Source organism: Vibrio sp. S234-5 (genome assembly GCF_000960595.1).
GTDB lineage: Bacteria > Pseudomonadota > Gammaproteobacteria > Enterobacterales > Vibrionaceae > Vibrio.
Map to the genome: position 1 here is coordinate 1 of NZ_JZAM01000328.1, position 404 is coordinate 404.

Genomic DNA, 404 nt, shown 5'->3' on the forward strand with positions numbered 1-404 from the left:
GTCGATGCTCATGTAAATTGATGGCTAACGTCAGCACAATGATCACCGCCACGGTGACCACCAAAATCACCACCACAGAAAAAAACGTGGTCTCGATGTTTTTGTTCACCGCAGCACGCATGTTCGCGACTTCTTGGCTGACATCTTCAATGTAAAGACCAGAGCCAATCATCCACTCCCATTTATCCCACCATGCGGCGTAACTGAGCTTGGGTACAATGTCGCCAGTCGAGGGTTTCTGCCACAAGTATTGGTGAAAGCCGCCTCCGGATTGCGCTTGGTAAAGCAACGCTTCTATAAGCCTGTCGCCATTTTCGTCTTCTAGGTGAAGTAAGTTCTCCCCAACCAATTCAGGGAGAACGGGATGTACGAGGTTAGTGCCGTGTTTATCGTAAGCAAAGAAG

1 protein-coding gene is annotated in these 404 nt (G+C 49.0%); it reads right to left on the reverse strand.

Annotation, left to right across the window (positions count from 1 at the left end; translation table 11 throughout):
* Nucleotides 1–404: cache domain-containing protein (locus UF06_RS18820; RefSeq protein ID WP_045571798.1), on the reverse strand; the 404-nt coding region annotated here is incomplete at both ends.